This is a genomic window from Streptomyces sp. NPDC007346, from assembly GCF_040703535.1.
In the GTDB taxonomy this organism is placed as follows: domain Bacteria; phylum Actinomycetota; class Actinomycetes; order Streptomycetales; family Streptomycetaceae; genus Streptomyces.
Map to the genome: position 1 here is coordinate 1 of NZ_JBEYKR010000099.1, position 26,934 is coordinate 26,934.

Consider the following 26,934-nt stretch of genomic DNA (forward strand, 5'->3'; position numbering starts at 1 on the left):
GCCTGAAGCTCGCCAAGTAGTCCGGCACCCGGCCGGGGGGGCCCGCCCGGAGCGGTACGGCGGGCCACCGGCCCCCCCCCGCCCGCCGCCCCGCCGGCCCCCCCCCCGGCGCGGGGCCGGCGCGCGGGGCGGGGGGGCCGCCCCCCGCGCCTTCGCACGGGCGATGGCCCGCGCGCACCCCCTGCCGTCGGCCTGGCCCGCGTGGCTGACCGACGACACACCGGTCTGCCGGTGCGAAGAGGTCACCGCGGGGGCGGTCCTCGCCGCCCGCGCCGACGGTCCGGCCTCCGACCACCGCCAGATCAAACAGCTGACCAGAGCCGGCATGGGCTGGTGCCAGGGCCGGATGTGCGGTCCGGCCGTGCACTGCCTCGTCGCCGGCGACCAGCCGTACGCGCCCGCGGAACGGCTGATCGCGACCCCTCTCACCCTCGGCGCTCTCGCCGGAGACCCGCCGGACCCGTCCACCACCGATCACACCTGAGGAGCCCCCATGGACCACCACCGCATGCCCTGGCACGGCGTCATCGTCGCGACGAGCCTCCCCTTCGACCAGGACCTCGCCGTCGACCACGGCGCCTACGGGGACAACGTCGCCTGGCTCGCCGAACAGGGCCTGCACGGCGTCGCCCCGAACGGCTCGCTCGGCGAGTACCAGACCCTGACCCAGGAGGAGCGCGACCGCGTCGTGGAGACCGCCGTCGCCAACGCCCCCGAGGGCTTCACCGTCATGCCCGGCGTCGGGGCGTACGGCGCGATCGAGGCGAAGCAGCACGCCCAGTTCGCCAAGGACGCCGGCTGCCAGGCCGTCATGTGCCTGCCGCCCAACGCCTACCGGGCCGACGACCGGGCCGTCCTGGAGCACTTCGCGATGGTGGCCTCGGCCGGGCTCCCCGTCACCGCCTACAACAACCCCATCGACACCAAGGTCGACCTGCGCCCGGAGCTGCTGGCCAAGCTGCACGCCGAGGGGTTCATCGTGGGCGTCAAGGAGTTCTCCGGCGATGTGAGGCGGTGCTACGCCATCAGCGAGCTCGCCCCCGGGCTCGACCTCATGATCGGCACCGACGACACCCTCCTGGAGGTCGCCGTCGCCGGCGCCAAGGGCTGGGTCGCCGGCTACCCCCAGGTCTTCCCGCGCACCTGCCTCGCCCTCTACGAGGCCTCGGTGGCGGGCGACCTGGACACCGCGCTCCCGCTCTACCGCCGGCTCCACTCCGTACTGCGCTGGGACAGCCGCACCGAGTTCGTCCAGGCCATCAAGCTCGGCCAGGACATGATCGGCCGCAAGGGCGGAGCCTGCCGTCCGCCCCGGCAGGCGCTGGACCCGGAGACCGAGGCCACCGTGCGCGCCGCCACCCAGGCCCTCATCGACGCCGGGGTGAACTGAGATGCGTTCGACTGTCTGCTACCACGCCGTCGACTCGCACACCGAGGGGATGCCGACCCGGGTCATCACCGGCGGCGTCGGCGTCCTGCCGGGCGCGACCATGGCCGAGCGGCGGCAGCGGTTCGTGGCGGAGCGCGACGGGCTGCGCACCCTGCTCATGTGCGAGCCGCGCGGCCACGCGTCCATGTCCGGGGCGATCCTCCAGCCCCCGACCCGGCCGGACGCCGACTTCGGCGTCCTGTTCATCGAGGTCTCCGGCTGCCTGCCGATGTGCGGCCACGGCACCATCGGCGTGGCGACGGTCCTCGTGGAGACGGGCATGGTCGAGGCGGTCGAACCGGAGACCGTCGTACGCCTGGACACCCCCGCCGGGCTGGTCACGGCCCGGGTCGCCGTGCGCGAGGGCCGCGCCGAGTCGGTCACCCTGGAGAACGTCGCGTCCTACAGCCACGCGCTGGACCAGGTCGTCGAGGTGGAGGGGTTCGGCCAGGTCCGCTACGACATGGCGTACGGCGGCAACTTCTACGCCGTCGTGCGCACCGAGGACCTCGGCATCCCCTTCGACCGGGCGGAGAAGCAGCGGCTGCTCGACGCGGGCCTCGGCGTCATGAAGGCGATCAACGAGCAGAACCCGGTGGCCCACCCGGAGAATCCCGCGATCGATGTCTGCCACCACGTCTATCTGGAGGCACCCGGCTCGACCGCCGAGCACTCGCGCCACGCCATGGCGATCCACCCCGGGTGGTTCGACCGCTCGCCCTGCGGTACGGGAACCAGCGCGCGGATGGCCCAACTGCACGCGCGGGGGCTGCTGAAGACCGGGCAGGACTTCGTCAACGAGTCCTTCATCGGCTCGCGCTTCACCGGCCGGATCCTGGCGGAGACCACGGTCGGCGGCAGGCCCGCCGTCCTGCCCTCCGTCACCGGCCGCGCCTGGATCACCGGGACCGCGCAGTACCTGCTCGACCCCACGGACCCCTACCCGACGGGGTTCACCGTATGACGGCCGACCCGTACGCCGGGCCGATCGGGACGGCCGACTGGCACACCGGGGGCGAACCGTTCCGCATCGTGCCCGAGTCCCCGCCGGCCGTGACCGGGCACGGGCTCACCGTCGCCGGTCGCCGCACGACCGCCATCGCCGACGCCGGGGTGCAGTGGACCCGGGCCCTGCTGTGCGGCGAACCGCGTGGCCACGCCGACATGTACGGGGCCTTCCTGGTTCCGCCGGACGACGCCGGGGCCCACCTCGGCGCCCTCTTCTGGCACAAGGACGGCTTCTCCACGGCCTGCGGCCACGGCACGATCGCCCTCGGCGCGTGGGCGGTCGCCACCGGCCTGGTCCCGGCGCCGGCCGACGGCACGACGGACGTCGTCATCGACGTCCCCTCCGGCCGGGTCACGGCGGGCGTGCGCACGGCCGGCGGCCGGGTCGTGGACGTGACGTTCATCAACGTCCCCGGCCACGTCCACGCGCGCGGCGTCAAGGTGGCGACCTCGTACGGAACCCTCACCGTCGACATCGCCTTCGGCGGCGCCATGTACGCCGTGCTCCCGGCGGCTCGGCTCGGCCTGCGGGTCCGGCCCGGGGACGTCACCGCGCTCATCGCGGCCGGCCGCGAGATCCGCGACGCGCTGAACGCCGCCGACGCCGCCGAACACCCCGGGGATTTCCGGCTGTCCGGCGTCTACGGCACGGTGTTCACCGAGGAGGCGGGCGCCCCGGTCGAACGGCCCGACGGCACCTGGAGGCTGCACCACCGCAACGTCACGGTGTTCGCGGACGGCCAGGTCGACCGCTCCCCGTGCGGCTCGGGCACCGCGGCCCGGGTGGCGCTCCTCGCCGAGGCCGGGGAGCTGCGCCCCGGCGACGAACTGCGGCACGAGTCGGTGGTGGGCTCCGTCTTCCGCGCCCGGATCGAGCGGCTGACCACGCTCCACGGCCGCCTCGCGGTCGTCCCGGCCGTGACGGGCACCGCGTACGCCACCGGAACCAGCCGCTTCACCGTCGATCCCGACGACACCCTCGTACCCGGGTTCGTGCTGCGATGACGGTGACGCTGGACGAGAAGGACGTGCTCGCGCTCGGTCCGGTGGCCGCCGTCGCCGCGGTCCGGGAGGCGCTGGCCGGAGGGCTCGACCCGGACGGCGACGTGCCGAGGGCGGTCGTGCCGCTGGCGCACGGTCAGGGGCTGCTCATGCCCTCGGAGTACGGCGGCTGGTACGGCGTGAAGGTCGCCACCGTCGCGCCCGGCAACGCGGCGCGCGGGCTGCGGCGGATCAACGCCACCTATCTGCTGCACGACAGCGCGACCCTGAGGCCGGCGGCCCTCCTGGACGGGGTGGCGCTGACGACCCTGCGCACCCCGGCCGTCTCGGTCGCGCTCTGCCTGGAGCGGCTGCGCGCGCTCGCCGACGGGTGCGGGGCGCTGCGGCTGGTGGTCTACGGCGCGGGCCCCCAGGGCGAGGGGCACGTCGCCACCGTACGGGCCCATGTCCCGGTGGCCGACGTCACGGTCGTCACCCGGCGCGGGGGGCCCTCCCCCGGCTGGGCGGACCGCCACGTGGCGGCGGACGACGGGGGAGTGGCGGCACTGGTGCGGCGCGCGGAGGTCGTCGTCACCGCGACGTCCGCGCGCCCCCCGGTGGTGGACGGGCGGCTGGTGCGCGACGGTGCGGTGGTGCTGGCGGTCGGTTCGCACGAACCGGCCGTGCGGGAGCTCGACAGCGTGCTGATGGGGCGGGCCACCGTCCTGGTGGAGAGCCGCGCGACCGCCCTCCGCGAGGCGGGCGACGTCGTCATGGCGATCCGCGAGGGCACGCTCGCCCCGGACGCCCTGGTCACGCCGGCGGACCTGACCGGTGCACGGGCCGCCGCCCCGGCGGACCGCCCGCTGGTCGTGAAGACGTGCGGCATGGGCTGGCAGGACCTGGTGGTCGCCGTCGCGGCCTACCGGAGGAAGGAGGGAACGCGGGGAGGGCGGGGCTGAGCCGGGCCGAGCTGGGCGTCGACGCGCGCTGCCCGTACCAGGGTTCGGCGTCGACGCGCGCTGCTCCGGCCAGGGTTCGGCGTCAACGTGCGCTGCCCCTGCCGGAGTTCGGCGTCGACGCGCGCTGCTCCGGCCAGGGTTCAGCGTCAACATGCACTGTCCCTACCGGGTTTCGGCGTCGACGCCCGCAGCCCCGTCCGGGCGTCGGCGTCAACACGCGCCGCTCCGCCGGGGCTTCGGCGTCAGCGGGCGCCGAGCCTGCGGGCCGGGGAGACGCGCTCGGCCTCCCGCTTCCGTGCCGCCCACAAGGTCCGCACATGGGCGAGATGGTGGCGCATGTGCTCCTCGGCCCCCTCCGCGTCTCCGGCGATCATGATGTCCAGGAGCGCGGTGTGCTCCCGCGCCGACTCCACCAGCGACCCCTTCTGGGACAGGTCGGTGAGCCCGTAGAGCCGCGAGCGCTTGCGCAGGTCGGCCACCGTCTCGACGAGCCGGGCGTTCCCCGCGAGGGCGAGCAGGTCGAGATGGAAGCGGCGGTCCGACTCCAGGTAGGCGATCAGGTCGCCGTCCCGCGCGGCGGCCACGATCTCCTCGGCCACCGGCCGCAGCGCCTCCAGCTGCTCCCGTGACGCGGACCGGGTCACCCGGCCGACGGTGGGGATCTCGATGAGCGAGCGGATCTCGGTGTACTCGTCCAGGTCGCGCTCGGAGAGCTCGGTGACGCGGAACCCCTTGTTGCGCACCGCCTCGACCAGGCCCTCCCGGGCCAGATCCAGCATGGCTTCGCGCACGGGGGTGGCGGAGACGCCGTACTCGGCGGCCAGGGTGGGCGCCGAGTAGATCACGCCGGGCTGCAGCTCTCCCGCTATCAGCGCGGCGCGCAGGGCGTTGGCCACCTGATCGCGCAGATGCTCCTGCACCGAGATGAGTTTGCGGGACTTCAGCTCACTCATGCATTCCCCTTCAAACGATTTGTCACCGCACTATACAATGTCACGTTGCGCGGATCCGTATCGTTCCCGTTCATCCCTCCGTCTGCCTCCGCCTGCTGGCGCCTGCCGACATCGGGCACCGTTGGGCGCTGTCGGTCGCGGGTGATGTCGCGGCGGGGGCCCGGCCGGGCGGACTCCCACCTCAGGGACACGGTTCGGTAACAGGGTGGCCTACTCCTTGGCTGTGCAATTTCACATTACTATGTTACGGGTCACACCGTGCGGATACGGAAGCCTTCCCGGCCCTCTCCGCCCCGGGCTCCCACCGCCCTCCGGCTCTCGTCCCGGCCCTGACCACCCTCCCGTTCCGCCCGGCGCCTTCCGTGTCCGCCGCGTCCTTCCCCGTACCGAGGAGCACCCCATGTCCCGTCGCACCCGCGTGCTGTCCGCGTCCCTGAGCGCCTCGCTCTCCCTGGCCCTGCTGGCCTCCTGCACCACTCAGGGGGGTGACGACCGCGGCCCGGCAGAGGGGCAGCCCGGGGTGGCCACCGGCACCGTCATCGGCGGCACCCCGAAGCGGGGCGGCACCCTGACGGTGCTGTCCAACCAGGACTTCGCCCACCTCGACCCGGCCCGCAACTGGGTCATGCCGACCATGGACTTCGGCACCCGGCTCCTCTACCGCACCCTGACCACCTTCCGGGCCGCCCCCGGCAAGAAGGGCAGCGAGATCGTCCCCGACCTCGCCACCGACCTCGGCACGCCCTCCGACGGCGGCCGCACCTGGACCTTCACCCTCAAGCCCGGCATCGCCTACGAGGACGGCACCCCCGTCCGGGCGCGCGACATCAAGTACAACGTGGAGCGCTCCTTCGCCCCGGACCTCGCGGGCGGCCCCGACTACGCCCAGCGCTACCTGGCCGGAACCGAGGGGTACGCCGGCCCGCTGGGCGGCAAGCACCTGGACTCGATCAGAACCCCCGACGACCGCACCATCGTCTTCTCGCTGCGCCGGCCCGTCGCCGAGTTCTCCTACACGGTCACGCTGCCCACCTTCTCGCCGGTGCCCCAGTCCCAGGAGAAGGGCGTCCAGTACGACCTGCGGCCCTTCTCCTCGGGGCCGTACCGCATCGAGAGCTACGCGCGCGGCAAGAAACTGGTGCTGGTCCGCAACCCCCACTGGGACGCGAAGACCGACCCGGTGCGAAAGGCGTACCCCGACCGCATCGTCGTGCTCCAGGGCCTCAAGGGCGGCCAGATCGACGACCGGATCATCGAGAGCGCGGGCGCCGACGCCTCCGCGGTCGAGTGGTCCGACCTCCAGCCCTCCAGCGTCTCCAAGGTCCTGCCCCGTCCGGAGATCCGGCAGCGGCTGTCCGCCGAGCGCACCGGCTGCACCGACATGCTCGCGCTGAACACCTCCCGGCCGCCCTTCGACGACCTCAAGCTCCGTCAGGCGATGCAGTACGCCGTCGACAAGCAGGCCCAGGTCACCGCCAACGGCGGACCGGCCCTCAACGACGTCGCCACCGGCTACCTGCCGCCGTCCCTCACGGGCGGCCGCGCCGCCGACCCGGTCCACGGCGGGTCCGCCACCGGAGACGTGAAGCAGGCGAAGAAGCTGCTCGCCGAGGCGGGCAGGCCCGACGGCTTCGACACGACGATCACCGTGTCCACCGGTGACAAGACCCGCGCCGAGGCGCTCCAGCAGAGCCTGGCCCGGGTCGGCGTACGGCTGCGGATCGACACCGTCGACCCCTCCGTCTACTACGACACCATCGGCGACACCGCCAACGCCCCCGACATGGCCATCAGCGGCTGGTGCCCGGACTACCCCTCCGCCGCCACGTTCCTGCCGTTCGTCTTCGACGGCCGCACCATCAGGGCCAAGGGCAACCAGGGCAACGTCTCCCAGTTCCGCGACAAGGCCGTGGAGCGGCGTATGGACGAGATAGCCGCCATGCCCGACGCGGCCGCCGCCGACCGGGCGTGGAGCGAGCTGGACACCGAGATCCAGCGTAAGTCCCCGGCGATCCCGCTGCTCTGGGAGCGCAAGCCGCTGCTCGTCGGCGACAACATCGCCGGAGCCTTCGGACACCCGTCCTGGACCGGCCAGTTCGACTTCGCGGTGATCGGCCTGAAGGACCCCTCCCGGAGCCAGGGCTGACGGGGACGAGGACGTAACGCCATGACCGTCACCGTACCGACCATCGAACCGGGCGACGCCCCGGCGGCCGGCGCGCCCGTCCCCGGGGTCCTGCCCGACGCCCCCTGGCGGACCACCTGGCGCCGCCTGTGGGGCGACCGGGGCAGCCGGATCGCCCTGATCGCCGTCGCCCTGCTGATCCTGGTCGCCCTCACCGCGCCGCTGCTCAGCCGGCTGGGCGGCTGGTCGCCGACCGCCTTCGACGCCGACGCCATCGACCCCTACCTCGGCGGCCTGCCCCGCGGCCCGCTCGGCGGCATCGGCGCCGAACACTGGCTCGGCGTCGAACCGGTCACCGGCCGCGACCTGTTCGCCCGGGTCGTCCACGGCGCCCAGGTCTCCCTGCTGATCGCCTTCGCCGCCACCGCGATCGTCGTCGCCGCGGGCACCGCCGCCGGCGTCGCGGCCGGCTACTTCGGCGGCCGCGTCGACGCCGTCCTGAGCCGGCTGATGGACCTGACCATGTCCTTCCCCTCGCTCATCTTCATGATCGCGATGATGTCGGTGGCCCAGGACGTCAACCGGGTGGTGCTGATGACCGTCGTCATCGGCGTCTTCGGCTGGCCGGGCATCGCCCGGGTGGTCCGTGCCGAGGCCCTCTCCCTGCGCCACCGCGAGTACGTCGAGGCCGCCCGCGCCTGCGGCTGCGGGCCGTGGCGCATCCTCACCCGGCAGGTACTGCCCAACATCGCCGGTCCGATCATCGCGTACACCACGCTGCTGATCCCCGGAATGATCAGCACCGAGGCGGCGCTCAGCTTCCTCGGGGTGGGCGTGCGCCCGCCCTCCTCCTCCTGGGGGCAGATGATCGCCGAGGCCGTCGCCTACTACGAGACGGACCCGATGTACTTCGTCGTCCCCAGCGTCTTCCTCTTCGTCGCCGTCCTCGCCTTCACGGTCCTCGGCGACGCCCTGCGCGACATCCTCGACCCCCAGGGAGGCCGCCCGTGATCGCCTACCTGGTCCGCAGACTCCTCGGGGTGGCCGGGGTCCTGCTCGCCATCTGCGCCGTCACCTTCGTCATCTTCTACCTGCTGCCCGCCGACCCCGCGGCGGCGGCGTGCGGCAAGACGTGCAGCCCCGAACGGCTGGCGGAGGTACGCCACTTCATGGGGCTGGACCAGCCCGCCTGGCGCCAGTTCGGCGACTACCTCGTCGGGATCTTCGCCGGCCGGGAGCTGGGCAGCGGCCCCCACGCGCTCCAGTGCGGCTTCCCCTGCCTCGGCTACTCCTACGAGAACGCCCTGCCGGTGTGGGACCTGCTGATGGACCGCCTGCCCGTCTCCGCCTCCCTGGCGTTCGGCGCCGCCTGCCTGTGGCTGCTGCTCGGGCTGAGCGCGGGGGTGACCGCCGCCCTGCGCAAAGGGGGGCTGCTCGACCGCACCCTGATGGTCGGCGCGGTGGCCACCGCCTCCCTGCCGGTCTACTTCACCGCGGTCATGCTCCTGTACGGGCTGGTCCGGCTGACCGGACTGCTGCCCTACCCCACGTACGTCGCCCTCACCGAGGACCCCGTGGGCTGGGCGGTCAACCTGCTGCTGCCGTGGATCGCCCTGGCCCTGCTCTACGCCGCGATGTACGCCCGCCAGAGCCGCAGTTCGATGATCGAGACGATGGCGCAGCCGTACATCCGCACCGCCCGTGCCAAGGGCCTGCCCGCCCGGACCGTCGTGGTCAAGCACGGGCTGCGCTCCGCGATGATGCCGGTGCTCACCCTCTTCGGGATGGACCTCGGCGCGCTGCTGGCGGGCGCCGTCATCACCGAGTCCATCTTCGGCATCCCCGGGGTGGGCCGGCTCTTCTACGACGCCCTGCAACGCTCCGACCAGCCCGTCGTGCTCGGCGTCACCCTGCTGGCGGCCTTCTTCATCGTGGCGGCCAACGTCGTCATCGACCTGCTGTACGCCGTCGTCGACCCGAGGGTGAGGAACTGACCGTGCTGCCCACCGCTGAATCCACCCGTCCCGCCGAATCCGGTACCGAATCGGCCCAACCCCTGCTGCGCGTACGCGACTTGAGGGTCGCCTTCGACACCCCCGCCGGAGCGGTCCAGGTGGTCGACGGTGTCTCCTTCACCGTGGAGGCCGGGCGCACCCTGGGCCTGGTCGGTGAGTCCGGCTCCGGAAAGTCGGTCACCTCCCTCGCCGTGATGGGCCTGCACCGCAGGGCCCGGGTGAGCGGATCGGCCGCCCTGGCCGGACAGGAGCTCCTGGGCCTGTCCGACCGCCGGTTCGGCCGGCTGCGCGGACGCCGGATGGCCATGGTCTTCCAGGACCCGCTCTCCGCACTGCACCCCGCCTACACGGTCGGCGAGCAGATCGCGGAGGCCCACCGCCACCACTTCGGCAGCGGCCGGCGGGCCGCCCGCAGACGGGCCGTGGACATGCTCGGCGAGGTCGGCATCCCCGAACCGGGCCGCCGGGCGGGGGAGTACCCGCACCAGTTCTCCGGCGGGATGCGCCAGCGTGCCATGATCGCCATGGCGCTCTCCTGCGAACCCGAACTGCTCGTCGCCGACGAACCGACCACCGCGCTCGACGTCACCGTCCAGGCCCAGATCCTCGAACTGATCGCCCGGCTCCAGCAGGAACGGGGACTGGGCGTCCTGATGATCACCCACGACCTGGGCGTGGTGGCGCGCGTCGCCCACGAGGTCCTCGTCATGTACGGGGGACGCGGCGCCGAACAGGCCCCGGTCGACGAGCTGTTCAGCAGCCCCGCGCACCCCTACACCCGGGGCCTGATGGACTCCCTGCCCCGCCTGGACGACCCCGACGACGTGCCGCTGCGCGCCATCCCCGGCAGCCCGCCCTCCCCGGCCGAGCCGCTACCGGGCTGCCCGTTCGCGCCCCGCTGCCCACGGGCGGCCGCCGCCACGGAGGCGGAGCGGGCCCGCTGCGCGGGGGAGCGGCCCCGGCTGAGGGCTGTCCCCGGCAGCGGCCGGCTGGCCGCCTGCCATCTGCCGCTGACGGCCGTCGAGGGCCCGTCGCACTCCGGGCCGCCCAGCGGGGCCCCCGTACCGGCCGAGGAGGCCCGATGAAACCCACGCTCCCCAAGTCCCCCAGCCCGTCAGCCCGTTCGGGGGAGGTGGGGCCCGCTTCGGCAGGGGCCCCGGGGGTCGCGCGTACGGCCGGAACGCTTCCGGGGGCCGACGCGGCCGACCGGGCCGACGGTGCCGAGGCCGGCGGGGCGGCGCCCCTGCTCTCCGTACGCGACCTGGTGAAGACCTTCCCCGGCCGCCGCACCCTCGGACGCGCCGCCCCACCGGTCCGCGCGGTGGACGGCGTCGGCTTCGACCTCGCCGCGGGGGAGACCCTCGGCCTGGTCGGGGAGTCCGGCTGTGGCAAGTCCACCACCGGACGGATGCTGGTCCGCCTGCTGGAACCCACCGCCGGCACGGTCGAGTTCGACGGGCGCGACATCACCCATCTCTCCCCGCGTGCGCTGCGGCCCACCCGCCGCGACCTCCAGATCATCTTCCAGGACCCCCACGCCTCCCTGAACCCCCGGCAGACCGTCGCCCGGATCATCGCCGAACCGCTGCTGGTGCAGGGGGTCACGCCCCGGGCCGCCCGGGAGAAGGCCGTCGAGCTGCTGGAGCTGGTGGGCCTGGGCGCCGAACACCTGGACCGGCATCCGTACCAGTTCTCCGGCGGCCAGGCCCAGCGCATCGGGATCGCCCGCGCCCTGGCGACCGGCCCCCGCCTGATCGTCGCCGACGAGCCGGTCTCCGCGCTCGACGTGTCGGTCCAGGCCCAGGTCGTCAACCTGATGGAGCGTCTGCGGGCCGAACTGGGCCTGTCGTTCCTCTTCATCGCCCACGACCTGTCCGTCGTCAAGCGGGTCTGCGACCGGGTCGCGGTGATGTACCTGGGCCGCATCGTCGAGATCGGTGACAAGCGCGAGGTGTACGGCGCCCCGGCGCACCCGTACACCCGGGCGCTGCTCTCGGCGGTCCCGCTGCCCGATCCCGCGGCGGAGCGGCGCCGGGAGCGCATCCTCCTGCTGGGCGACCCGCCGAGCCCGGCCGCGCCGCCCAGCGGGTGCAGCTTCCACCCGCGCTGTCCGAAGGCGCAGGCGCTCTGCCGTACGGAGCGGCCGCTGCTGGAGACCGTGGGCGCCGGCGCCCGCAAGGCGGCCTGCCACTTCCCCGAGACGGACTGAGAGCCGGCGTTCACCGGAAAGTCACATCGGATTCGGTCCCAGGTCTTCCCCGCATGGTGTGCCCTGTGACATTGTACATGTCACAGGGCGTGGGCATGTCAATTCTGGCCTCGACCCCATTCCGTACGGCCGTTGGCGCAACACCCCCGGCCCACGGCCCTGCACATCCCATCGGCCACGCATCCGCGTGACCCGATCCCTCATGGGAGGAAACACGTGAGAACCACACTCGTCCGCCGAGGTGTGGGTGCCGTTCTGCCCCTGGCTCTGGCCGGGGTGATGGGCGTCGCGCTGCTCTCGCAGCCGGCCCAGGCGCAGCCGGACTCCCCGCCGGCCGCCACGGCATCGAACGCATCCCAGCCGTCCCGCCCCGGCGCGACGGCCGACCCCGCGCCGCAGGCGCAGCAGTCCCCCACCACGGAGGCCGCCCATGTGCGGGAGGGCAGGCTCAAGGCGTCCCAGCTCCCACCGCTGAGCGCCGACAAGTCCCCGCTCAAGGAGGCCTACGACCACCACGACGCCCCGCGCGAGCCGGCCGCGGGCGCGAAGGGATCGGCGAAGGCGGCCGCCGCGTGCGACCCGGCCGACTTCACCAGCCGTACCGGAAGCGAACTGGTGCGGCAGATCAAGGCCTCCACCACCGAGTGCGTCAACACCCTGTTCGGCCTCACCGGCAACAACGCCCACCTGGCCTTCCGCGAAGCCCAGATGACGTCCGTCGCCTACGCCCTGCGCGACAACTCCGCCTCCTACCCGGGTGACGCGAGCACCGGCACCCCGCAGCTCGTGCTCTTCCTGAGGGCCGGGTACTACGTGCAGTGGTACAACCCGGACGTCGTCGGCCCGTACGGCAGCGCCCTGCGGACCGCCATCCGCTCGGGCCTGGACGCCTTCTTCGCGAGCCCCCGCTCACGCGACGTCAACGACGCCAACGGCGAGACGCTGGCCGAGGCGGTCATCCTGATCGACAGCGCCGAGGAGAACGCCCGCTACCTGTACGTCGTCAAGCGGCTGCTGGCCGACTACAACTCCAGCTGGAACGCGTACTCGCGGATGCTCGCCGCGGCCAACAACGTGTACACGGTGACCTTCCGGGGCCACTACTCGCCCGAGTTCGTCAGCGCCGTCGAGTCGGACCCGAGCCTCATCGACGCCCTGCACCGCTTCGCCTCGGACCACCTCGCCCTGCTGGGAGGCGACCAGTCGTACCTGACCTCCAACGCCGGACGGGAGCTGGGCCGCTTCCTCCAGCACGCGAGCCTGCGGAACAAGGTCCGCCCCCTGGCCACCGCCCTGCTGGGGCGGAGCTCCATCACCGGCCCGACCGCCTCGCTGTGGGTGGGCATCGCGGAGATGGCCGACTACTACGACAAGGCGAACTGCTCCGCCTACGGCACCTGCGACCTCCAGGAACGCCTCAAGCGCGAGGTGCTGCCGGTCCGCCACACCTGTAGCCCCAGCATCCGCATCCTCGCCCAGCAGATGACGTCCGCCGAGCTGAGCGCCAGCTGCACCAGCCTCATCGAGCAGGACGCCTACTTCCACCGGATCGCACGCGACAACGGCCCGGTCGCCGACGACAACAACACCACCGTCGAGGTGGTGGCGTACGACTCCAGCACCGACTACCAGACGTACGCCGGCGCGATGTACGGCATCGACACCAACAACGGCGGCATGTACCTGGAGGGCGACCCCTCCGTCGTGGGCAACCAGCCGCGGTTCATCGCCTACGAGGCGGAGTGGCTGCGGCCGGAGTTCCACATCTGGAACCTCAACCACGAGTACACCCACTACCTCGACGGCCGCTTCAACATGTACGGCGACTTCGCCGCCAACATGACCACCCCCACGATCTGGTGGGTGGAGGGCTTCGCGGAGTTCATCTCCTACTCCTACCGAGGGCAGCCCTACACCGAGGCGATGACCGAGGCCGGCCGGGGAACGTACGCCCTGAGCACGCTGTTCAACACCGACTACAGCCACGACACCACCCGGGTGTACCGCTGGGGATACCTCGCCGCGCGCTACATGCTGGAGAAGCGCCCCGCCGACATGGACCGCGTGCTCGGCCACTACCGCACCGGCGAGTGGAACGCCGCCCGGACCTACCTCACCAGCACCATCGGCACCCGCTACGACAGCGACTGGCGGACCTGGCTGGCCGGGTGCGCGGCCGGTGACTGCGGAGGCGGCGGCACCACGCCGGGCAACCAGGCCCCCACGGCCGAGTTCACCGCCGCGGTCCAGAACCTGACGGTCACCTTCACCGACCGCTCCACCGACGCGGACGGCACCATAGCCTCCCGCTCCTGGGACTTCGGCGACGGCACCGCCTCCACCCAGGCCAACCCCGCCAAGACCTACAGCGCCGCCGGCACCTACACCGTCCGACTGACCGTCACCGACGACAAGGGCGCCACGGCCACCACCACCCGGACGGTCACCGTCTCCGGCGCCCCCGTGGTCGCCGAGTGCACGGAGGCGGACACCAGGCTCCTCGGCAAGGACTGCCGCCGCAGCAACCTCTCCGCCACCACCGGCAACTACGCCTACCACTACCTGTACATCCCGGCCGGCACCGCCCAGCTGAGGATCACCGTCACCGGAGGCACCGGCAACGCCGACCTCTACTACAGCAACTACGGCTGGGCCACCACCACGTCGCACACCCACCGCGCCACCGGCCCCGGCAACACCCACACCCTGACGATCACCAACCCGCCCAGCGGCGCCAACTACATCAGCCTCCACGCCGCGACCACCTTCGACGGGGCCACGGTCACCACCACCTACTGACCGGCCGACCCCACCCCCCGACCCGGGGCCGACGCGCTCACCGCGCCGGCCCCGGGTCCGCGCGTGGGCCCGGGGGCTCGTATGAACGCACACGGAGAATCCCCCGGCCCATAGGGACCGGGGGATTCTCCTGGACCACCGCCACCGCCACCGCCACCGCCCGCCTCCGGTCCACCGAAGCTCTCCGGAGACCTGGGCGGGCGGCGGGCGGCGCGTCCTCACCGCGACGCGCGCATCCACGCCTCGATCTCGTCCGCACCGCGCGGCAGCCCCGACGACAGGCACAGCGCGCCGTCGGCCGTGATGACGAAGTCGTCCTCGATCCGCACGCCGATACCGCGCAGTTCCTCGGGGATCGTCAGGTCGTCGGGCTGGAAGTACAGTCCGGGCTCGACGGTGAGCACATGGCCCTCCTCGAGCACGCCGCCCAGGTACGTCTCGCTGCGGGCGGCGGCGCAGTCGTGGCAGTCCAGGCCGAGCATATGGCCCGTACCGCAGACGGTGTACCGGCGGTACAGGCCGGGCTCGTGAGGGACGGCGTCGCCACCGGGCCGCAGGCCCCAGGCGTCGAGCCCCTCGGCGATGACCCGCGTCGCGGCGTCGTGGAAGGCGCCGTACGGTGCGCCGGGCCGCAGGGCGGCGATGCCCGCCGACTGGGCGGCGAACACCAGGTCGTAGACGCGTCGCTGGACATCCGTGAAGCGTCCGCCGACCGGCAGCGTACGGGTGACGTCCCCGGTGTAGAACGAGTCGGCCTCCACGCCCGCGTCCAGCAGGAGCAGCTCCCCTTCCCGCACCGGGCCGTCGTTGTGCATCCAGTGCAGCACGCACGCGTGCGCGCCGGCCGCCGCGATGGTCTCGAACCCCAGGCCGTAACCCTCCAGCCGGGCACGGCGGTTGAAGGTGCCCTCGACCCAGCGTTCACCTCGCGCGAGGCGGGTGGCGTGGGGCAGCTCACCGACGACGTCGTGGAAGCCGGCGACCGTGTGATCCACGGCGGCGCGCAGCTGCTCGATCTCCCACTCGTCCTTGACCAGCCGCAACTCCGAGAGGAAGGCGAGGAGTTCGGCGTCGGCCGGTGCGGACGGCGGGACCAGCGCGTCGACGAGGGCGTCCTCGCCGCGCACCGCCCGGGTCGGGACGCCGCCGCCGAGAGCCCGCTCCAGGCCGTCCCGGGCGGCCGTCTCCACGCCCAGGGCGTCGGCGGTCTCCCGGAGCGTCCGGCGCCGGCCGACCCAGAACTCGCCGTGCCGGCGGTCGCTGTAGAACTCCGCCCCGGAGGGGCCGGCGTCGCGCGGTGACCGCGGCCGGGTGAACAGCGTGACCGTGTGCCCGGTGCCGGTGGGCTCGAAGACGAGCACACTGTCCGGCACCGCCGCCGTCCCCTGCTCGGCGGTCAGGTGGATGAACGCCGAATGCGGCCGGAAGGCGTAGTCGAAGTCGTTGCTGCGGGCCTTGAGCCCGCCCGACGGGATGATGATCCGCTCTCCGGGGAACCGCTCGGACACCGCCGCACGCCGCTTGGCCGCGCACGCCGCTCCGGAGACGGGCGGAAGCCTCCTGCCGGTGTCCGCCCACCCCTGCCGAAAGACCTCGGCCACTGCGGCCGACGCCTGACGATCGTGACTCCGCGCCCCGCGCGAGCCGTCCTGCTGTTCCATCACATGCCTTCCCGTCCTCATGGTGGTCCGTTCCTCCTCCGCACCGCGAACGCGACTGTACGAGCCGCGCCGCCCGCCGTCAGCCCCGCAGCCGGGCCATCCACGCCTCCACGTCGCCGGCGGCCCGGGGAAGGCCGGCCGAGAGGTTCTCGTTGCCCTCCTCGGTGACCAGGAGGTCGTCCTCGATCCGTACGCCGATGCCGCGCAGCTCCTCGGGCACGGTCAGGTCGTCCGACTGGAAGTACAGGCCCGGCTCGACGGTGAGCACCATGCCGGGCTCCAGCGTGCCCTCCACGTACAGCTCGGTGCGGGCCTTCGCGCAGTCGTGGACGTCCAGGCCGAGCATGTGGCCCGTGCCGGCCAGCGTCCAGCGACGGAACAGCCCGAGTTCGTACGCCTCGTCCACCGTCCGTTCGCCGAACAGGCCCCAGGCCGCGAGGTGTTCGGTCAGCACCCGCTGGGCGGCGTGGTGGAAGTCCCGGTACTTGGCACCGGGCCTGACCGCGGCGATCCCGGCCGACTGGGCCTCGTACACCGCGTCGTACACCTTGCGCTGGACCGGGGTGAAGCGGCCGTCGACCGGCAGGGTGCGGGTGACGTCGGCGGTGTAGAGGTTGCGGCTCTCCACCCCGGCGTCGAGCAGCAGCAGCTCGCCCGGCCGGGTCTCGCCGTCGTTGCGCACCCAGTGCAGGGTCGTGGCGTGCGGTCCCGCGGCGCAGATCGACGCGTAGCCGACGTCGTTGCCCTCGATCCGCGCGCGCATCCGGAACGTACCCTCGATGGCCCGCTCCGGGGTCGGCGTGTCCGTGCCCAGGAGCCGCACCGCGTCCTCGAAGCCACGAGCGGTGGCCCGGCAGGCGTGGCGCAGGTCGGCGATCTCGAACTCGTCCTTGACCAGGCGCATTTCGGACAGGGCGACACGGAACGCGGTGTCGCGCTCGGCGGTCACCTTGTCGTGCAGGGCGGCGTCGACGCCCGCGTCATGACCACGCAGCAGCCGGACCGGGCCGGTGGCCGCGGCGAGCCGCTCGGGCAGCGTGCGGACGTCGCGGCAGGGCAGGCCGAGGAGCCGCTCGTTCTCGGTGAGGCTGTTGCGGCGGCCGTCCCAGAGCTCACCGTGGTAGTCGCTCCAGAACTCCCCGGACTCGCGGTCGGACCGGGGGAGGAGGTAGGCGACCGCCCGGTGCTCGCCGCCCTGGCCGGGCTCCAGGACCAGTACGGCGTCCTGCGACTGGTCGCCCGTCAGGTGGACGTAGTCGGAGGACGGCCGGAACGGGTAGTCCGTGTCGTTGGAGCGGACCTTCGGGTTGCCGGAGGGGACCACCAGCAGTTCACCGGGGAACCGGGCGGAGAGCGCCGCCCGGCGGCGTGCGGTGTAGTCCGCCTGCGGGATGGGATCGAGGTCGCGGCGCTCGGTGTCCGCCCAGCCCCGCTTCATGTTCTCGGCGAGTTCGGGGCTCACGCCCCCGTACAGGCCGTTCTTGCGCGCCTTGTTCTCATCGGACTCGCCCAACTCGCCCAACTGATCCAGCTCATCCGACCCGCCGGCCGTGACAGCTTCCTGATGCGCATCCGTCACTCTCGTTCCTCCTCGATCGCGGACAGCCGATGTGTCTCCGTGGGCGGGTTCGAGTGCGGTCGCGTACGCAGGGTTCGCGGCCCCCTCCCCCGACCGGATCGCAATGTACCGTGTGACATTGCACAGAACAAGGAGGTGGAAGGCCCGGCAGCAGGCCGAAGGTTCCAGCAGCAGGCGGCAGGGGGCGGCTCGGCCCCTGTGGGTCGAGCCGCCCCCCTTCGCCTCTGGCGACCCTCAGTGGGCGGGCATCGGGACTTCGTCCTGTCCCGCTTCGCCCTGGCGCAGCCACGGGCGGGAGAGGGCGAGGAGGGCTACGCCGCTCAGGGCCAGCGAGACGAGCATGATGGCGGCCATGGGCATCGAGGTGGACTCGCCGAAGAGGCCGACCAGCGGCGACGCCGCGGCTCCGAGCAGGAACTGCACCCCTCCCATCAGCGCCGATGCCGCACCCGGGGTGGCCCCGCCCAGGGCCTGTCCCAGGCTCATGGAGGCCGGGAAGACCATGCCGATCCCGGTGGTCACGACGAACAGGCTGATCCAGGTGCCCGCGACGGTCTCGCCCACCGTGGCGACCAGCAGCACCTGGGCCAGCGCTCCGGCCACCGCGACGGCCACCCCCGCGAGGAGCAGGCTGTTCAGGGGGACGCGGTGGGCCAGCTTGCCGAAGACCGCGCCGGCCGCCAGCATGCCGACGGCGTTGACCGCGAAGACCAGCGCGTACGAGGTCGCCGAGAAGCCGTGGAGGCTCTCGAAGACGAAGGCCGATCCGCTGACATAGGCGAACAGGGCCGCCGAGGCGAAGCTGAGGACCAGTACATAGCCGATGAAGGCGCGGTGACGGGTCAGCCGGCCCATCGAGCGGAACGTGCCGCTGAGGCCTCCCTTGTGCCTGCGCTCCGGGGGGAGCGTCTCGGGGACCTGGATCACGACGACGACCGCGAGCACCGCGCCGATGAGCGCCAGTACGACGAACACCATGCGCCAGCCGGACACGGCGAGAACGGCCCCGCCCACGATCGGGGCCACCACGGGCGCCGCACCGAGGATCTGGGCCAGCAGGGCGAAGTAGCGGGGAAGGTCGCGACCCTGGAAGCAGTCCGTGAGGATCGCGCGCGCCAGCACCATTCCGGCCGCACCGGCGACACCTTGGAGGAAGCGGCCCGCTGTGAGGACGCCGATGCCGGGGGCCAGTGCGCAGACCAGGGACATCGCCGTGTAGCCGATCACGCCACCGATGAGCAGCTTGCGCCGCCCGATGCTGTCGCTGACGGGGCCGATGATCAGCTGCCCGACCACGAGTCCTGCCAGGACGGCGGTCATGGTCAGCTGGATGGCGGAGCTGCCGGCGTGCAGTGACTCCTTCATCTCGGGAAAACCGGGCACGTACATGTCGATCGCGAGCGGGCCGGCCGCGGTGAGCACGGCCAGGATCGCGACCAGCGAGGCCGCCCGCTTCACGGGGCTTCCGGGGGAGTGGGGTACGGTCGCGGGCGCTTCGGCCCGTGACGTAGGTGCAGAGGGCATGGAAAAACGATAACAGGTAGTTCACCGGTTAACAAAGGAGCTTTTCGATGCTGCCGTCCCCCGCTGTGGTCCGTGCGCAGTGGTCCGCCGCCCACCCCGGCCTCGACGCCGGATCGATGGAGGTGGTCGAGCTGCTCAAGCGCGCGTCGGCGCTGGTCTCCACCGCCGTCGAGTCCGTCTACGAGGGGGCGCCGCTCACCGCCCCCGAAGTGGATCTGCTGATCCCGCTGCGGTACGCGACGGCTCCCGTCATCGCCCGGCGCATCGCGGAGCACCACGGACTCTCGCGGGCGGCGGTGAGCAAGACCCTCGCCAAGCTGGACCGCCGCGGCTTCATCGTCCGTACCCCGAGCACCACCGACAAGCGGGTCGCGCTGATCACCGTCACGCCGGAAGGGGAAAGAGCCGTCGACGCCCTCTTCCCGCGCCAGCTGGCGGTGGAGTCGACCCTGCTCTCGGGGCTGGGCGACGATCGGGCCAAGGTTCTGGACGCGCTGGCCCTGTTGGTGCGGTCGATGGAGTCGCGGCTCGCGACGGCGTCGGGGGAGCGGGCGGTGGAGTGAGCGGGCGGTGGAGTGAGCGGGCGCCGCGCGAGCGGCCTCCCGAACTCGGTGTACGCCTCCTCCTCCCCGTACTCCCGGCGCGGCCTCGGCGTCCTCCCGGCGCGGCCTCGGCGCGGTGTGCGCGCTGTCCGTCCGCGGCCCGCGCAGCCGGCCTTCCGGCCGTCTCAGCTGGGCGGCGGGGTGCCGATCACTTCCGTGCGGGAGCGCACGTTGAGTTTCCGCAGTACGTTCGCGACGTGCTGCTCCACGGTCCGGATCGACAGGAAGAGCGCTTCGGCGATCTCGCGGTTGGTGTGCCCGTCGCCCAGCAGCCGGGCCACGTCGTGCTCGCGGGGCGAGAGTTCGTCCCCGTACCCGCGGCGGCCCCGCGGGGACGGGGTGCTCGCGCCCGTCGAGCGGAAGGCGTGCCGGCAGCGGGCCGCGTCACGGGGGGCGCCCAGCGTCGCGAAGACGCCCGCCAGTTCGTCGAAGGTGCTCGCCGCGTCCGTCTCGCCCAGGGCGAGGCGGCACCGGGTCAGACGCTCCGCCGTCCGGGCCGCCGCATAGGGCGCCGGCAGGCGCTCGTAGAGGGCCTGAGCCTGCTCGAAGGACCGGGCCGCCGCGACCGGTTCGCCGTCGTGGGCGGTGACGATCCCACGGGCGTGGGCCAGCGCGGCCCGGGACATCGGCGCGGCCAGGGTCCTCGTCTCGCGGTCCAGCTCGGCGAGCAGCTCGTGCGCCTCCGCCAGCCGGCCCGTCCGGCAGAACGCCTCCGCCGCCACCGGGACGAGGGCGCCGGCCCAGGCCCAGACCCCCTTGGTACGCAGGAACTTCAGGCCCCGTTCGGCCTCGGCGCCCGCCGGTTCGTCGGCGTTCTGCGCGAGCAGCATGTCAACCGTGCCGGCGTACGCCGAGAGCACCACCGGGGCGACCGCGTTGTCCGGTTGGTGGATTCCGGTCGTGGCCAGATACGCGGCTGCCCGGTCCCAGGCGCCGCGGGCCGCCGCGAGCAGGCCGAGGACCAGGGACATCTCACTGGCCACCGGCAGCAGGTCGCGGTACTCGGCCAGCAGAGCCTGCACACGCTCCTCCAGTCCGCCCCAGGAACCGCTCAGCCAGTCGACGTGCACGCCGGTCGCTCTCGCGCTGCTCACCACGTACGGGGCCCCGGAGTCGGCCGCGAGCTGCATGCCGCGCTGCAACAGGCCACGGGCTCGGCTGTGGTGCCCGGTCCAGACCCCCGCGTCCGCGGCGTTGCAGTAGAGCCGGGCCAGTTGCCGCTGCTCCTCGGGCGTGTCGGCCCTGGCGGGGAGGGAGCCGAGCACCGCCCACGCCTTGGGGTCACCGGTGTGCAGGCGCGAGGGGCAGTTGTTGGCCAGCAGCGTCAGCCGCAGTCGCGGGTCGTCCGTCGTGCCGATGAGCGCGTCCACCCGGTCCAGCCACGGCAGATGGGCGCGCAGGGGGGCCGCTCCCAGCAACGGTTGGGCGAGTACCGCCATGCCGCGCCCGGCGAGGTCGGGGCGGTGCCCGAGCCCGGCCACCGCCACCTCGAGCTCGACGCGGGCCGCCTCCAGCCTGTCCGCCTGCCGGACCAGCAGCAGCCCCAGGCTGAGGCGGATCTCGGCGGCCAGCGACCCGGAGAGGCGGTTGTCGGCGAGCAGCGCCTCCAGCGTGGTGAGAACCTCGGCCTGGGAGACGCCGTTGGTGGCCACGGCGCCGAGCTTCACCGCCAGCCTGTCCACATCGGCGGTCACCAGGCAGAGGTCCGGCGCCTTCAGCAGCGACTGCAACAACTCGATCGCGGTGGCCGGGTCTCCGGCGGCGATGGCCCGGTCGCAGGCGGCTTCGCCGTACCGCAGGGCGCCGGCCGGATCGCCCGCCTTGCGGCTGTGCTCGGCCAGTTCCAGCCAGGACTCCGGTCGCTGTTCGCACAGTGCGCGCGCGGCCCTGCGGTGCAGTTCCTGCCGTAGTGGCCCCGCGATCCCCTCGTAGGCCGCCTGTCGCGCGAGCCGGTGGCGAAAGCCGTAGCGGCAGCCGGGGGCCTCGACCAGTGCGGCGCGTTCCAGTGTCAGCGTGAGGGCGTGCCGGCCCCGTACGCCGTCCAACCCGGCGACGGCGGCGAGCAGTTCGACCGGTGCGGGCTCGGCCAGCACGGCTGCGGCTTCGGTGATGCGGCGCGCGGCGAGCGGGAGGCGCCACAGGCGGGCGACGGTCGTCTCGCGGACCGAGGCCGGCACCTCGGCGGCGTCGAGCAGCCGCCGGGCGGAGGCATCGTCTCCATGAGCCGCGTCCGCCGGGTCGCGCAGCGCGCGTACCGTCTCCCGTACGAGCAGCGGAACCCCTGCCGTACGGTCGCGCAGGCGGGCCGCGAACGCCGCCGAGACGTCGGGCGTTGCCAGCAGGCCCGCCGCCAGGCGGCGTACCTCGTCGGTGTCGAGGCGCTCGAGCCGCACCCGCGTACTCGCGCCGCCGGTCGCCGGCCCGTGCGCGTGGCCCAGCGGGAGCCCACCGGGTGTCTCCTCCGGCCGGTAGGTCACCAGCATGACCGTGCGCGGTGGCAGGTCGCTCATGAGGTACCGCAGTAACCGGCGCGAGTCGTCGTCCGCCCAGTGCAGATCCTCGATCACCAGGACCGACGGGCCCAGCAGATCCAGCAGTTCGCGCGTGGCGCGGAAGAACCAGTGGGTCCTGGTGCGGCTGTCCCCGGGGGGCGGTGGCGGCGGGGGCAGGAAGGGGATGAGCTCCGGCAGATGGCCGCCGAGAACACCGAGCAGCGGCGTGGGCGGAGCCATGTCGGCCAGGTGCCGTCCGGCGTCCCGCAGGGCATCGATGACGGCGCCGTAGGGGAACGCGTCCCGCGGGGCCCGGCAGTATCCCGTGAGCACACGGTGCCCGGCCAGTTCGGGGCGTGCCAGGAGCTCCTCGGTCAGCCGCGTCTTGCCGATTCCCGCCTCACCCTCGAGGACGAGCACGGCGGGTGGCGACAGTGCCGCGGACACGAGCGCGGCCAGTTCGGCCGCCCGTCCGACGAGGGGCGGTGCGTCGGTCCCGGCCGTGGTCCTGGAGCTCATCGTCCACCTCCGATCGGTTCGGCACGGCGCCGGCGGCCGCCCGGGACCGCCTGGACCGGGCGAGCGGAGTCTAGATCGACGCCCCGGTGAGGGGAAGGCTGCGCGACCACCCGCGTCCGACCTCAAGTGGAGTGCCCCAGGCATTAGTTACGTAACTCTACGGAGCATCACCCCGCTTGTTACGGCGGCCGGGCGCGCCCAACAGTGAGCCGTCGATGGCCATCGTCCACCGTCCGCGGTGCGGACCCGCACGGCGGCTTCTTCCATCGAGCAAGTGGAGCAAGAGCATGCGCAGACTTCTCGTCGCAGCCGCGACGCTGTCCCTGGGCCTCGGTCTGGGCCTCGAAGCCCCGGCCGTCGCGGCCCAGCCGGAAGGCACGGTGATCCCGGCCCGGGAGCACTACGGGGACCAGTACATTGTTCTCCTCAAGGACGCGAAGGACGCCGGGGCCATCGCCCAGTCCTCGACGACGCTGGCCCAGCGCTACGGCGGTGAGGTCCGCTCGTACTACAGCCGGGCGCTGCACGGCTTCTCGGCCCGGAGCCTGACCGGGCAGGAGGCACGGAGGCTGGCGGCCGACCCCGCCGTGGCGGCCGTCTACGAGGACGGCACCACGCGGGTCGCCGGCACACAGACCAACCCGACGTGGGGGCTGGACCGCATCGACCAGAAGCCCCTGCCGCTGGACAGGTCCTACACCTACCCCAACACCGGTGAGGGCGTCACCGCCTACGTACTGGACAGCGGCATCAAGCCGGACAACCCCGAGTACGAGGGCCGCGCCTCGGTCGGCAGGGACTTCGTCGGCAGCGGCGGCTCCGACTGCTTCGGCCACGGCACGCACGTCGCGGGCACGATCGGCAGCAAGACCTACGGCGTGGCCAAGAAGGTGAAGCTCGTCGGCCTGAAGGTCCTCGGCGGGGACTGCTCCGGCACCGGACCGGACTCCGCGGTGGTGGACGCCGTCGAGTGGGTGACGGCCAACGCCGCCAAGCCCGCCGTGGCCAACCTGAGCCTGGGCATGGACCAGGTCGGGGTCGGCGACGAGGCGATCAAGCGGTCCGTCGCGGCCGGCATCGTCTACGCGGTGGCCGCGGGCAACAGCAACACCGACGCCTGCAACACCAGCCCGGCGCGCGTGCCGGAGGTGATCACGGTCAATGCCTCCGACGACAGGGACAACCGGGCGTCCTTCTCCAACTACGGCCGCTGCACCGACATCTTCGCCCCGGGCAACAACGTCACCTCGCTCGGGCTGAACAACGGCAGCAGCTCGAACATGAGCGGTACGTCGATGGCCGCGCCGCACGTAGCCGGAGCGGCCGCGCTCCACCTGGCGGCCAACCCCGGTGCCACTCCGCAGGCGACGCGGGACGCGCTCGTCAACGGCGCGACCGACGGGGTGATCAACAACGCCGGGAGCGGCTCGCCCAACAAGCTGCTGAACGTGTCGTTCATCGGCGGCGGCGACCCGCCCGCGAAGTGCGGCGCGAAGTCGAACACCACCCGGGTGGCGATCCCGGACGCCGGGGCCGCGGTGTCCAGTTCCGTCACCCAGGAGGGCTGTGAGGGGAGGGCACCGGCGGAACTGCGGGTGAAGGTGGACATCAGCCACACCTACACCGCTGACCTGGTGGTCGAGCTGGTCGGCCCGAGCGGCGCGGTCTTCACCCTGAAGAAGCCCGGTGGCATCGGCTCGTCGTCGGGTATCCACACCACCTACACCGTGGACGCCTCGTCGGAATCCGCGAACGGCACGTGGAGCCTGCGGGTGCAGGACGTGTACCGGTTCGACACGGGCTCGATCGATGGATTCACTCTCACTTTCTGATCCGTGAGACCTTCCGCCCCGTGAGGCTTTCCGACACGTGAGACCTTCCGGCCCGTGAGAGGGACGGGGAGGCCGCGCCTGGCGCGGCCTCCCCGAGACGGGGGAGAGGGGCCGCCCCTCATGGGCCCTTCTCCCTTGTTCCTACTGGACGGTGAGGGTGTAGGTCGCCGTCGCCGTCTTGCCGGCCGCGTCCCTCGCGGTCACGGTGACCGGGTAGGTCCCGCGCTGGAACGGCCCGACCACCTGCATCTGCGACGTCCCGCCGCCGTTCAGCCTGGGAGGGCTGAAGAAGGGCGCCAAGGGCAGGCCCGCGCCACTCGCGGAGAGGGTCACGGTGCCGGTTCCGCCGGCCACGGTCACCGTGGCGTCGGCGAAGAAGCCGGGCCGCACCGTCCCGCCGGAGGGGCCGACCGTGATCTTGAGGTCATCGGCCGGAGGCTGGCCGGACCCGACGGTCAGGGTGACCTTCGCGGTCGCCGTGCCGCTCGTGCCGGTGCCGGTGACCGTGACCGTGTAGTCCTGCTGCGGGGTGTTCGCCGCTGTCTCGATGGTCAGCTTCGCGGTGCTGCCGGTGGTGATCGACGAGGGCTGGAAGGTCGCCTTCGCACCCTGCGGCAGGCCCGAAGCGGTCAGTTCGACCGTCTCGCTGCCGTCGCGGCCCGCCGTGCTCGTCACCGTGGTCGAGACATGGCCGCCGGGGTCGGCCTTGACGGCCGAAGGCGACGCCTCGAGCGAGAACGTGTCCGTCGGCGGGGCCTGGCCGATCTGCTCCTTGACCCAGTCACCCATGTCGTTGTTCAGACGGCCGTAGACGCTGTACCACCTGAAGTCGCTGCGGCTCCACGACGCGACACCGGCGACCTTGCCGTCGACGATCAGGGGGCCACCGCTGTCGCCGGGCAGGATCGTCACCCGCCCGTCGCTGTAGCCGCTGCAGATCATCGTGGCATCTCTGAAGCCGGCGCCCACACCGCTGCAGTTGCTCCCGGCCACCACGGGCAGGTCGAACTTGGTCAGGCTGACGTCACGGCTGTTGTCGTTGAAGTCCTTCTTGCCGTAGCCCAGCCCCAGCCCGTTCTTGCCCGGCTTGTTCAGCTCGGTGTCGGCGGAGGTGGCCACCTGGGCGTACTGGCCGCCCGGCACCGGGATGTCCCGGTCGGTGGTGACCACGGCGACGTCGTAGCCCTGGTCGAAGGTGACGTACTTGGGGTGGATGTCGTAACTGGTCACGCCGATCCGCGTACCGCCGCCGGCGTTGAGGTCGTCGAGGCCGTAGAGGAACGACTTGGCCCCGTCCGCCTCCTTGCAGTGGGCGGCGATGAGGATCTTGCGGGGCGCGATCACGGACCCGGTGCAGGTCTGCCCCTGCGGACGTGCCCCGCCCTCCCGCAGGGCCGCGATGATGAAGGGGTGGTCCTTGACCGACGCCTTCGTCCCGCCGACGGACTGCGGTGAGACGCTGGGCGGCAGGGGAGTGTCACCGAGCGGGGTGACCGCGGATGGCGGGGTGTCGGCCGCGGATGCGGTCGCCGGCAGAGCGAACAGCGGTAGCGCGAGCACGGCGGCGAAGGCGCCCAGCAAGCGGTGTCGTGACTTCATGACAGCTCCTTGTCGAAGGTTGCTGCCGGACACCCTCCGGCCGTGACCATGGCCAGAACAATCGGGGCATCACCACGTAGGACTACGGAACAATTACCGCGCCCCGGAACGACACCCGTCCACCCGGCCACCCACCACCGGGCACACGCCGGCCCCGGCACGGGCGGACGGCACCGGATGCTCGACGCCGGTACACGGACCTTCCCCGGAGGCCGTGCCCCGCGGTTCACCACACACCGGGCCTGCCTTCAACAGCGAGCCTCGCACCGGCAGCCTCCCCGCCGATGGAGGGGAGGCTGCCGGTGCGCAGCGGGCCGGACGAGGCGCGGCGGCACCCGCCGGTCAGATGTGCCGGAAGAGACCAGTCAGCGCGTTGACCTGCACGGATGAGAGGGGATGTGGTCGCTGACCTGAGCGAATGGGCTTTCAGCTGTTTCATGCTCGTGCCGGTTGATGAAGCCGGAAGTCCCAGAAGAGTCCCAGAGGACTCCCACGGCTGACGGACGCCCCTTCGGTCCTGCTCGACGTAGGGCAGTGCGGCCGGGGGCGGGGCTGTCTGCTGGGGGTCTGCCTCGTTCCTCCACGGTAATGGGCGACTCACCTCCGCTCGCGCGGAGAGCGCGAGCAGGCCCGACAGCAGCAACA

At 72.6% G+C, this 26,934-nt stretch carries 18 protein-coding genes and 1 pseudogene; 13 read left to right on the plus strand and 6 right to left on the minus strand.

Features of this window, described 5'->3' with window-relative positions; all coding sequences use genetic code 11:
- Positions 1-145: 145 nt before the first annotated feature.
- The 5 genes and pseudogenes from AB0917_RS23350 to AB0917_RS23370 form a co-directional block, all read left to right on the plus strand.
- Positions 146-484, plus strand: a pseudogene (locus AB0917_RS23350) ((2Fe-2S)-binding protein); the annotation flags it as partial.
- Positions 485-493: 9 nt separating this feature from the next.
- Complete coding sequence (locus AB0917_RS23355; protein ID WP_366821564.1) at positions 494-1,390, plus strand: dihydrodipicolinate synthase family protein; 897 nt, start codon at positions 494-496, stop codon at positions 1,388-1,390.
- A 1-nt stretch (position 1,391) separates the two neighbouring features.
- Positions 1,392-2,393, plus strand: coding sequence for a proline racemase family protein (locus tag AB0917_RS23360; RefSeq protein WP_366821565.1), 1,002 nt, complete (start codon positions 1,392-1,394; stop codon positions 2,391-2,393).
- Complete coding sequence (locus AB0917_RS23365) at positions 2,390-3,442, plus strand: proline racemase family protein (RefSeq protein WP_366821566.1); 1,053 nt, start codon at positions 2,390-2,392, stop codon at positions 3,440-3,442. Before AB0917_RS23360 ends, AB0917_RS23365 begins: the two co-directional genes overlap by 4 nt.
- The gene (locus AB0917_RS23370) at positions 3,439-4,380 is read left to right on the plus strand and encodes an ornithine cyclodeaminase family protein (RefSeq protein WP_366821567.1); all 942 of its coding nucleotides are present in this window, start codon (positions 3,439-3,441) and stop codon (positions 4,378-4,380) included. The genes AB0917_RS23365 and AB0917_RS23370 overlap by 4 nt, the downstream gene beginning before the upstream one ends.
- A gap of 242 nt (positions 4,381-4,622) precedes the next feature.
- On the opposite strand, the gene AB0917_RS23375 is transcribed toward AB0917_RS23370, so the two are convergent.
- Positions 4,623-5,333, minus strand: coding sequence for a GntR family transcriptional regulator (locus AB0917_RS23375; RefSeq protein ID WP_366821568.1), 711 nt, complete (start codon positions 5,331-5,333; stop codon positions 4,623-4,625).
- Positions 5,334-5,733: 400 nt separating this feature from the next.
- On the opposite strand from AB0917_RS23375, the gene AB0917_RS23380 reads away from it, so the two are divergent.
- The 6 genes from AB0917_RS23380 to AB0917_RS23405 all read left to right on the plus strand — a co-directional run bounded on the left by AB0917_RS23380 (position 5,734) and on the right by AB0917_RS23405 (position 14,481).
- Entirely contained in the window at positions 5,734-7,479 is a 1,746-nt protein-coding gene (locus tag AB0917_RS23380) for an ABC transporter substrate-binding protein (RefSeq protein WP_366821569.1), read from the plus strand.
- A 21-nt stretch (positions 7,480-7,500) separates the two neighbouring features.
- Positions 7,501-8,469 (plus strand): ABC transporter permease, encoded by a 969-nt coding sequence (locus tag AB0917_RS23385; protein ID WP_366821570.1) that lies wholly within the window; start codon positions 7,501-7,503, stop codon positions 8,467-8,469.
- A complete protein-coding gene (locus tag AB0917_RS23390) occupies positions 8,466-9,452 on the plus strand; it encodes an ABC transporter permease (protein ID WP_366821572.1) in 987 nt (328 codons plus the stop codon). Before AB0917_RS23385 ends, AB0917_RS23390 begins: the two co-directional genes overlap by 4 nt.
- A gap of 5 nt (positions 9,453-9,457) precedes the next feature.
- A complete protein-coding gene (locus AB0917_RS23395) occupies positions 9,458-10,558 on the plus strand; it encodes an ABC transporter ATP-binding protein (protein WP_366821580.1) in 1,101 nt (366 codons plus the stop codon).
- Positions 10,555-11,682 (plus strand): ABC transporter ATP-binding protein, encoded by a 1,128-nt coding sequence (locus AB0917_RS23400; RefSeq protein WP_366821573.1) that lies wholly within the window; start codon positions 10,555-10,557, stop codon positions 11,680-11,682. Before AB0917_RS23395 ends, AB0917_RS23400 begins: the two co-directional genes overlap by 4 nt.
- 279 nt (positions 11,683-11,961) lie before the next feature.
- Positions 11,962-14,481: a collagenase gene (locus AB0917_RS23405; RefSeq protein ID WP_366821582.1), complete on the plus strand. Its 2,520-nt coding sequence runs from the start codon at positions 11,962-11,964 to the stop codon at positions 14,479-14,481.
- 218 nt (positions 14,482-14,699) lie between these two features.
- Here AB0917_RS23405 and AB0917_RS23410 read toward each other — a convergent pair whose 3' ends face one another.
- From AB0917_RS23410 to AB0917_RS23420, 3 genes are all read right to left on the minus strand, one after another.
- Positions 14,700-16,163 (minus strand): aminopeptidase P family protein, encoded by a 1,464-nt coding sequence (locus tag AB0917_RS23410; protein WP_366821574.1) that lies wholly within the window; start codon positions 16,161-16,163, stop codon positions 14,700-14,702.
- A gap of 58 nt (positions 16,164-16,221) precedes the next feature.
- Positions 16,222-17,673, minus strand: coding sequence for an aminopeptidase P family protein (locus AB0917_RS23415; protein ID WP_366821583.1), 1,452 nt, complete (start codon positions 17,671-17,673; stop codon positions 16,222-16,224).
- 282 nt (positions 17,674-17,955) lie between these two features.
- The gene (locus AB0917_RS23420) at positions 17,956-19,245 is read right to left on the minus strand and encodes a multidrug effflux MFS transporter (protein ID WP_366821575.1); all 1,290 of its coding nucleotides are present in this window, start codon (positions 19,243-19,245) and stop codon (positions 17,956-17,958) included.
- 47 nt (positions 19,246-19,292) lie between these two features.
- Here AB0917_RS23420 and AB0917_RS23425 point away from each other — a divergent pair, with 47 nt between their 5' ends.
- Positions 19,293-19,808, plus strand: coding sequence for a MarR family transcriptional regulator (locus tag AB0917_RS23425; RefSeq protein WP_366821576.1), 516 nt, complete (start codon positions 19,293-19,295; stop codon positions 19,806-19,808).
- A 164-nt stretch (positions 19,809-19,972) separates the two neighbouring features.
- On the opposite strand, the gene AB0917_RS23430 is transcribed toward AB0917_RS23425, so the two are convergent.
- Positions 19,973-22,858 carry an AAA family ATPase gene (locus AB0917_RS23430; RefSeq protein WP_366821577.1) on the minus strand — a complete coding sequence of 962 codons (2,886 nt, stop codon included), beginning with the start codon at positions 22,856-22,858 and terminating at the stop codon, positions 19,973-19,975.
- A gap of 287 nt (positions 22,859-23,145) precedes the next feature.
- Here AB0917_RS23430 and AB0917_RS23435 point away from each other — a divergent pair, with 287 nt between their 5' ends.
- Complete coding sequence (locus AB0917_RS23435; RefSeq protein WP_366821578.1) at positions 23,146-24,690, plus strand: S8 family serine peptidase; 1,545 nt, start codon at positions 23,146-23,148, stop codon at positions 24,688-24,690.
- A 141-nt stretch (positions 24,691-24,831) separates the two neighbouring features.
- On the opposite strand, the gene AB0917_RS23440 is transcribed toward AB0917_RS23435, so the two are convergent.
- A complete protein-coding gene (locus AB0917_RS23440) occupies positions 24,832-26,289 on the minus strand; it encodes a serine protease (protein ID WP_366821579.1) in 1,458 nt (485 codons plus the stop codon).
- Positions 26,290-26,934: the final 645 nt, after the last annotated feature.